Below are 8,327 nucleotides of genomic sequence, written 5' to 3'. Positions count from 1 at the left end.
ACCGACGGGGGCTCGGCCGGCTCGGCCGCCGAGGTGCCCCCGGAGACCGGGACGGCGCAGTCGAGCGCGGAGCGCGAGCCCACCGCGCCGGGGGACGAGAGCCCCGGCCGCTCGCCGTCGGGCGGCGACGTGAACCCCGAGCCGGAGAAGGGTGGCAGCGATGACTGACCTCATGCCGGTGCTCACGGACACGTGGGACGCCGAGCGGTCGTGGAAGCTGGCGTCGTACGAGGCCGCCGGCGGGTACGCCGGGCTGCGCAAGGCCCTGACGATGGAGCCCGCGGACCTCGTGCAGACGGTCAAGGACTCCGGGCTGCGCGGCCGCGGCGGCGCCGGCTTCCCGACCGGCATGAAGTGGGGCTTCCTGCCCCCGCCGGACGGTGGCCCGCGCTACCTCGTGGTCAACGCGGACGAGTCCGAGCCCGGCACGTGCAAGGACATCCCGCTCATGCTGGCGAGCCCGCAGCACCTGGTGGAGGGCATCGCGATCACCAGCTACGCGATCGGCTGCCACCACGCGTTCGTGTACGTGCGCGGGGAGGTGCTGCACGTGTACCGGCGGCTGATGGCCGCGGTGCAGGAGGCGTACGACGCCGGGTTCCTCGGCAAGGACGTGCTCGGCACCGGCTTCGACCTGGACGTCACCGTGCACGCCGGCGCCGGCGCCTACATCTGCGGCGAGGAGACGGCGCTGCTCGACTCGCTCGAGGGCCAGCGCGGCCAGCCGCGGCTCAAGCCGCCGTTCCCCGCCGTCGCGGGCCTGTACGCGAGGCCCACGGTGGTGAACAACGTCGAGTCCATCGCGTCGGTCCCGGGCATCGTCGCGCGCGGTGCCGACTGGTTCGCCGGCATGGGCACCGCGAAGTCGCAGGGGCACGGCCTGTTCTCCCTGTCCGGGCACGTCACCCGCCCGGGCCAGTACGAGGCGCCGCTCGGGATCACGCTGCGCGAGCTGCTCGACCTGGCCGGCGGGATCCGGGCCGGGCACGAGCTGAAGTTCTGGACGCCGGGCGGGTCGTCGACGCCGCTGTTCACGGCCGACCACCTCGACACCCCGCTCGACTACGAGTCGGTGGGGGCGGCGGGGTCGATGCTCGGCACCCGCGCGCTGCAGCTCTTCGACGACACGACGTGCGTCGTCCGCGCGGTGAGCCGGTGGACCGACTTCTACGCGCACGAGTCGTGCGGCAAGTGCACGCCGTGCCGCGAGGGCACCTACTGGCTCAAGCAGGTGCTGCACCGCATCGAGGCCGGCCAGGGCGAGGAGCGCGACGTCGACCTCCTGCTCGACCTGTGCGACAACATCCTCGGCCGCGCGTTCTGCGCGCTCGGCGACGGCGCGACGTCGCCCGTGACGTCGAGCATCCAGCTCTTCCGCGACGAGTACCAGGCGCACATCGACGGCCGCGGGTGCCCCTTCGACCCGAGCGCGAGCGCCCTGTTCCCGTACACCCCCAAGCAGTCGCCGGCGCTCGCCGGGGCGGGAGGTCACTGATGACGGCGACCACGGACAAGTCCACCGCGGCCGCGCCCCCGGTGGAGACGGTCACGCTCACCATCGACGAGGTCGAGGTGACGGTGCCGAAGGGCACGCTGATCATCCGCGCGGCCGAGCAGGTGGGCATCCAGGTCCCGCGGTTCTGCGACCACCCGCTGCTCGAGCCCGCGGGCGCGTGCCGGCAGTGCCTGGTCGAGGTCGCGATGCCCGACCGCGAGGGCAACGTGCGGCCCATGCCGAAGCCGCAGGCGTCGTGCACCATGACGGTCACGCCCGGCATGGTCGTCAAGACGCAGCGCACGTCGCCGGTCGCCGACAAGGCGCAGCACGGGGTCATGGAGCTGCTGCTCATGAACCACCCGCTCGACTGCCCGGTGTGCGACAAGGGCGGCGAGTGCCCCCTGCAGAACCAGGCGATGAGCAACGGTCGCGCGGAGACCCGGTTCGAGGACGTCAAGCGCACCTTCCCCAAGCCGATCGCCGTGTCCACGGAGATCCTGCTGGACCGCGAGCGTTGCGTGCTGTGCCAGCGCTGCACCCGGTTCAGCGACGAGATCGCGGGCGACGCGTTCATCGCGCTGCAGGAGCGCGGCGCGCACCAGCAGATCGGCCGGTTCGACGAGACGGTGCTGGACTTCACGCCGCCGCCCGGCGAGCCCGCCGAGGCGACGTTCGGGTCGGCCGCGGCCACGGCCGGCGGTCAGCCGTTCGCGTCGTACTTCTCCGGCAACACCGTGCAGATCTGCCCGGTGGGCGCGCTCACCGGTGCGGCCTACCGGTTCCGCTCCCGGCCCTTCGACCTGGTGTCGACGCCGGGGATCTCCGAGCACGACTCGTGCGGCTCCGCGATCCGCGTCGACCACCGGCGCGGCGTGGTGCTGCGCCGGCTGTCGGGGGAGGACCCGGCGGTCAACGAGGAGTGGATCACCGACAAGGACCGCTTCGCGTTCACGTGGCAGGCGGCGCCCGACCGGCTCACCGTCCCGCTGGTGCGGGACCGGGTGCTCGACGAGCGCGGCGCCGTCGTGTCGCGCGGCGAGCTGCGGCCCGCGTCGTGGGTGGAGGCGCTCGAGCTCGCCGCCGAGGGCCTGGCCGCCGCCCGCGCGGCCGGCGGCGTCGGGGTGCTGCCCGGCGGCCGGCTGACCGTCGAGGACGCGTTCGCCTGGTCGCGCTACGCGCGCACGGTGCTCGGCACCGACGACGTCGACCTGCGGGCCCGCGTGGGCTCGGCGGAGGAGACGGCGTTCCTGGGCCACGCGGTGGCGGGCACCGGCGTCGGCGTGACCTTCGGCGACGTCGAGGCCGCGCCCGCCGTGCTGCTCGCCGGCCTCGAGGCCGAGGAGGAGGCCGGCGTCACCTTCCTGCGGCTGCGCAAGGGGGTGCGCAAGCACGGCACGAAGGTGTGGGCCGTCGCCCCGTTCGCGAGCCGCGGTCTCGCCCGGCTCGACGGCGAGCTGCTGCCCGCCGCGCCCGGCACCGAGGCGGAGTGGCTGGGCATCCTCGCCACCCGCGCCGGCGGCGGGCTCGTGCCCGTCGACTCCGACACCGCCACGCTGGGCGCCGTCGCCGACGGGCTCGCGACGCCCGGCGCGCTGATCCTGGTGGGCGAGCGGCTCGCGTCGGCGCCCGGCGCCTACGGGGCGGTCCTGCGGCTCGCGGAGGCCACCGGCGCACGTGTCGCCTGGATCCCGCGCCGCGCGGGGGAGCGCGGCGGCCTCGAGGCGGGCCTCCTGCCCGGGCTGCTGCCCGGCGGCCGCCCGCTGACCGACCCCGCGGCCCGCGCCGAGGTGGCCGCGGCCTGGGGCGTCGACGCGGACGCGCTGCCGGCCGTGCCGGGGCGCGACGTCGCGGAGATCCTCGACGGGCTCTCCGTCGGGCAGCTCGGCGGCGTCCTCGTCGGCGGGGTGGAGCTCGCCGACCTGCCCGACCCCGCCCACGCCCGGCGCGCGCTCGCGGCCGCAGGCTTCGTGGTCTCGCTCGAGGTCCGTCGCTCGGAGGTCACCGAGCTGGCCGACGTCGTGCTCCCCGTCGCCCCGCCCGTGGAGCGGGCCGGGTCGTACTGGAACTGGGAGGGGCGCGTCCGCGCGTTCGGCCAGGCGCTGGAGTCGTCGGCGCTGCCCGACCACCGCGTGCTCGACGCGCTGGCCGACCAGGCCGGCGTCGCGCTCGGCGCGGCGACCGCGCTCGACGCGCACCGCGCGATCGCGGCGCTGCCGGCCTGGGGCGGGGCGCGCGTGCCGGCACCGGAGGGGGAGCCGGTCGAGCCGCCCGCGGTGCCGACCGGGTCCGCCGTGCTGGCGAGCTGGCACCTGCTGCTCGACGACGGCGCCCTGCAGGACGGCGAGCAGTTCCTCGCCGGCACCGCCAAGCGGCCCGTGGCGCGGATGTCGGCGGCCACGGCGGCCGCCGTCGACGTGTACGACGGCGACCGCGTGACCGTGGCCACCGACCGCGGCGCCGTGACGGTGCCCGTCGCCATCACGGAGATGGTCGACCACGTGGTGTGGCTGCCGCTCGCGTCGCGCGGGTGCCGCGTGCACGACACGCTCGGCGCCGCGCCGGGCGACCTGGTGCGGATCGGCGCGCCGGAGGCGGTCGCCGCCGGCGGGGTCCCGGGCTCGACCGACGAGAAGTCACAGGGAGGGGCCGCATGATCCCCGGCGTCGCGTCCGACTTCAGCAACGACTGGCTGTGGGTGTCGCTGATCAAGGCGGTGCTCATCGTCGTCTTCCTGCTGACCAGCGTGCTCTTCGCGATCTGGTTCGAGCGCAAGGTCGTGGCGCGCATGCAGGTGCGCCCGGGACCCAACTGGCACGGCCCGTTCGGCCTGCTGCAGTCGCTCGCGGACGCGATGAAGCTGCTGCTCAAGGAGGACGTGAACGTCACCCGGGCCGACCGGATCGTGTACCTGCTGGCGCCGATGATCTCGGTGTTCTGCGCGCTGCTGGTGTTCGCCGTCATCCCGTTCGGCCCCGAGGTGACGATCCCGTTCACCGACTACTCGACGCCCGCGCAGCTCACCGACTTCCCCGTCGCGATCCTGTACGTCCTGGCCTGCGCGTCGATGGGCGTCTACGGGATCGTGCTGGGCGGCTGGTCGTCGGGCTCCACGTACCCGCTGCTCGGGTCGGTGCGGTCCACGGCCCAGGTGATCTCGTACGAGCTCGCCATGGGGCTCTCGCTGGTCAGCGTGTTCATCATGGCCGGCTCGATGTCGACCTCCCAGATCGTGGCGTCGCAGACCAGCATCTGGTGGTTCCTGCCTCTGCTGCCCGCGTTCGTCGTCTACGTCATCTCGATGATCGGCGAGACCAACCGGCTCCCGTTCGACCTGCCGGAGGCCGAGGGCGAGCTCGTCTCCGGCTACATGACCGAGTACAGCTCGATGAAGTTCGCCTGGTTCTTCCTGGCGGAGTACATCAACATGCTCAACGTCTCCGCGGTCGCCACCACGCTCTTCCTGGGCGGCTGGCGGGCGCCGTGGCCGCTGTCGGCGATCAACGACGGGATGTTCAACACCGGCTGGTGGCCCGTGCTGTGGTTCCTGGTCAAGCTCTGGCTGGTCATGTTCGTGTTCGTCTGGGTGCGCGGCACGCTGCTGCGGCTGCGCTACGACCAGTTCATGTCGTTCGGCTGGAAGGTGCTCATCCCGGTCGCGCTGGTGTGGGTCGTGGTGCTGAGCGTGTTCCAGTACCTCGGCCTGGCGGGCGTCACCCGCACCCAGCTCATCACCGGCGTCGCCGTCGCGGCGGTGGTCGTCATCGGCCTCCTGTGGCTCTGGCCCGACCGGAAGGCGAAGGCCGCCGACGGCGACGGACCACCGGGGGGCGCGCGCCGTCCGGCCGGCGACTTCGACGCCTTCGCCGACGGGTTCCCCGTGCCGCCGCTGCCCGGCCAGGCCCTGCCGCCGTCGCCCCGCGCGCGCCGGCACGTGATGCAGGCCGCCGACGTCCCGGGCGCGTCCGCCGCCCCCGACCCCGCCGTCGACCGATCCGAGGAGACGCGATGACCGACAAGCCGTACGAGCCGCTGCGCCCGTCCAAGGGACCGCTGGGGGAGCTGTTCGCCCCGGTGGCCGGGTTCGGCGTGACGTTCTCGTCGATGTTCCGGCCCACGGTGACGGAGCAGTACCCGCGCAAGAAGACGGCGCCGCAGCGCCGGTACCACGGGCGCCACCAGCTCAACCGCTACGCGGACGGGCTGGAGAAGTGCATCGGCTGCGAGCTGTGCGCGTGGGCGTGCCCCGCCGACGCGATCTACGTGGAGGGCGCGGACAACGCGGAGCTGCCCGACGGCGAGCACATGTCGCCCGGGGAGCGCTACGGCCGCGTCTACCAGATCAACTACCTGCGCTGCATCTTCTGCGGGCTGTGCATCGAGGCGTGCCCCACCCGGGCGCTCACGATGACGAACGACTACGAGCTCGCCGGGCCCGACCGCGCCGGGATGATCTACGAGAAGCAGGACCTGCTCGCCCCGCTCGCGGAGGGGATGCTCGCCGCGCCGCACCCGATGGTCGAGGGGACCACGGACACCGAGTACTACCGCGGCGAGGTCACCGCCCCGACGGCGCAGCAGGTCGACTGGGTGCGCGAGCACCGGCCGGACGACCCGACCTTGGACGCCGCCGCGCGCGTGGCGCACGGGGACGCGCCGCCCCCGACCCCGCGCCGGCACCGGCTGCGCGGCAGCGCCACCAAGGCCGCCGTCGCGACCCGGCAGGCCGCCGAGGGCGGGCACGTCGCGACGCTCCCCAGCCCTGACCTGACGGACGGCCCGCGGTGACGGCGTCGGGCGCGGAGGCCGCGCTGTTCTGGGTGCTCGCGCCGCTCATGGTGCTCGCCGCGCTCGGGCTGCTGTTCGCCCGCAAGGCGGTGCACGCCGCGGTGTGCGTGATGTTCGTGATGGTCGGGCTGGCCATCCTCTACGTGGCGCAGGAGGCGCCGTTCCTCGGCGTCGTGCAGGTGGTCGTCTACACGGGCGCCGTGATGATGCTCTTCCTGTTCGTGCTGATGCTGGTGGGCGTCGACTCCGCCGACTCGCTGACCGAGACCATCAAGGGCCAGCGCTGGCTGGGCGTGCTGCTCGGGCTCGGGCTGGTCGTGGTGCTGCTCGGCGTGATCGCGCAGGCGGCGTTCCCGCCCGCGGTCGGGCTGGCCGCGACCGAGGAGCTCACCAACCCGGTGGCTCTCGCCCGGGTGCTGCTCGGCGACTACGTCCTCGCGATGGAGGTGGTCGGCGTCCTGCTGGTCACCGCCGCGCTGGCCGGCCTGGTGCTCACGCACCGTCGTCGGCTCAGCGTGCGGCCCACCCAGCGCGTCCTCGCGGCCGCGCGCGTGGCCGCCCTGCCGCAGGGCAGCACGCTCACGCCGCTGCCCGCGCCCGGCGTCTACGCGCAGAACAACGCCATGGACACGCCGGCGCTCGGCCCCGACGGCGAGCCGCTGCCGCACTCCGTGCCGCGCGTGCTGCGCATCCGCGGGCAGGAGCGGTCGGCCACGGCGGTCCTCGCCGAGGAGGAGACGCTCGTCGGCCGCGACCTGTCGGGCACACGGCTCACCGGGCCGCGCCCTGCGCCGGACGAGCGCGAGATCGACGACGGGTTGTCAGACGTTCGGAGCACCCCGTCGGACCCTGCGTCCGACACGGGCTCCGGCACGGGGGAGGTGCGCTGATGGAGATCACCCACTACCTGGGGCTGGCCGCGATCCTGTTCGCGATCGGCGCGACGACGGTGCTGCTGCGGCGCAACGCCATCGTGGTGTTCATGGGCGTGGAGCTGATGCTCAACGCCACCAACCTCGCGTTCGTGACGTTCGCGCGCATCCACGGCGACGTGACGGGCCAGGTGCTCGCCTTCTTCGTGATGGTGGTCGCCGCGGCCGAGGTCGTGGTGGGGCTCGCGATCATCATCACGATCTTCCGTTCCCGCCGGTCGGCCTCGGTCGACGACGTCAACCTGCTGCACAGCTGAGAGGCGACCTGTGGACACGCAGACGACGATGCAGACTCTCTCCCTCGCCCCCTGGCTGGTCGCGACCCCGATGATCGGCGCCCTCGTGCTGCTGGTCGCCGGCCGGCGCACCGACCGGTGGGGGCACTGGCTGGGCGTGCTGGCCAGCGTGGCGACGTTCGTCGTCGGGCTGGTGATGCTGCTGGACATGCTGGGCGCCCCGGCGGACCAGCGGGTGGGCACCCACACCGTGGGTACGTGGATCGACGCGGGGGCCCTGCACGTGGACCTCGGGTTCCAGGTGGACCCGCTGTCGATGACGTTCGTGATGCTCGTGACGTTCGTCGGCACGCTGATCCACGTGTACTCGGTGGCGTACATGGACCACGACGTCGACCGGCGCCGGTTCTTCGGGTACCTCAACCTGTTCGTCGCGGCGATGCTGCTGCTGGTGCTCGCGGACTCCTACCTGCTGCTCTTCGTCGGCTGGGAGGGCGTGGGCCTGGCGTCGTTCCTGCTCATCGGGTTCTGGGACGGCAAGCGGGAGAACGCGGTCGCGGGCAAGAAGGCGTTCGTCATGAACCGCGTCGGCGACATGGGGCTCATCGTCGCGATGATGCTCCTGCTGGCGACCTTCGGTTCGCTGAGCTTCGGCACGGTGCTGCCGGCGGCCGGCGAGGGCGCGACGGCGGCCGGCCAGGGCGTGATGACCGCCATCGGCCTCATGCTCCTGCTGGCGGCGTGCGGCAAGTCCGCGCAGCTGCCGCTGCAGGCCTGGCTCGGGGACGCGATGGCCGGCCCGACGCCCGTGTCGGCGCTCATCCACGCGGCCACGATGGTGACCGCGGGCGTCTACCTGCTGGTGCGCTCCGGCCC

General features: G+C 73.6%; 7 protein-coding genes. All 7 read left to right on the top strand.

What is annotated here, in order from left to right:
- Nucleotides 1-160 precede the first annotated feature (160 nt).
- Nucleotides 161-1,495, top strand: a complete 1,335-nt coding sequence (nuoF, locus tag ACFWEK_RS15530) for an NADH-quinone oxidoreductase subunit NuoF (protein ID WP_430554606.1) — start codon at nucleotides 161-163, stop codon at nucleotides 1,493-1,495.
- The gene (locus tag ACFWEK_RS15525; protein ID WP_430554605.1) at nucleotides 1,495-4,152 is read left to right on the top strand and encodes an NADH-quinone oxidoreductase subunit G; all 2,658 of its coding nucleotides are present in this window, start codon (nucleotides 1,495-1,497) and stop codon (nucleotides 4,150-4,152) included. The genes nuoF and ACFWEK_RS15525 overlap by 1 nt, the downstream gene beginning before the upstream one ends.
- On the top strand, nucleotides 4,149-5,507 hold the full coding sequence (gene nuoH / locus ACFWEK_RS15520; protein WP_430554604.1) for an NADH-quinone oxidoreductase subunit NuoH: 1,359 nt from the start codon (nucleotides 4,149-4,151) through the stop codon (nucleotides 5,505-5,507). The genes ACFWEK_RS15525 and nuoH overlap by 4 nt, the downstream gene beginning before the upstream one ends.
- Complete coding sequence (gene nuoI / locus ACFWEK_RS15515; RefSeq protein WP_430548108.1) at nucleotides 5,504-6,283, top strand: NADH-quinone oxidoreductase subunit NuoI; 780 nt, start codon at nucleotides 5,504-5,506, stop codon at nucleotides 6,281-6,283. Before nuoH ends, nuoI begins: the two co-directional genes overlap by 4 nt.
- A gap of 47 nt (nucleotides 6,284-6,330) precedes the next feature.
- Nucleotides 6,331-7,173: an NADH-quinone oxidoreductase subunit J gene (locus tag ACFWEK_RS15510; RefSeq protein ID WP_430548149.1), complete on the top strand. Its 843-nt coding sequence runs from the start codon at nucleotides 6,331-6,333 to the stop codon at nucleotides 7,171-7,173.
- Nucleotides 7,173-7,472: an NADH-quinone oxidoreductase subunit NuoK gene (gene nuoK / locus ACFWEK_RS15505; protein ID WP_429735884.1), complete on the top strand. Its 300-nt coding sequence runs from the start codon at nucleotides 7,173-7,175 to the stop codon at nucleotides 7,470-7,472. The genes ACFWEK_RS15510 and nuoK overlap by 1 nt, the downstream gene beginning before the upstream one ends.
- 28 nt (nucleotides 7,473-7,500) lie before the next feature.
- Nucleotides 7,501-8,327 (top strand): proton-conducting transporter membrane subunit (locus ACFWEK_RS15500; RefSeq protein ID WP_430554603.1); only part of this gene is annotated, 827 nt, incomplete at its 3' end.

It is taken from the genome of Isoptericola sp. NPDC060257 (assembly GCF_042726645.1).
GTDB lineage: Bacteria > Actinomycetota > Actinomycetes > Actinomycetales > Cellulomonadaceae > Isoptericola > Isoptericola nanjingensis.
Note: the sequence above shows the minus strand (reverse complement) of the source record. Positions and strands in the feature narration are given on the sequence as shown.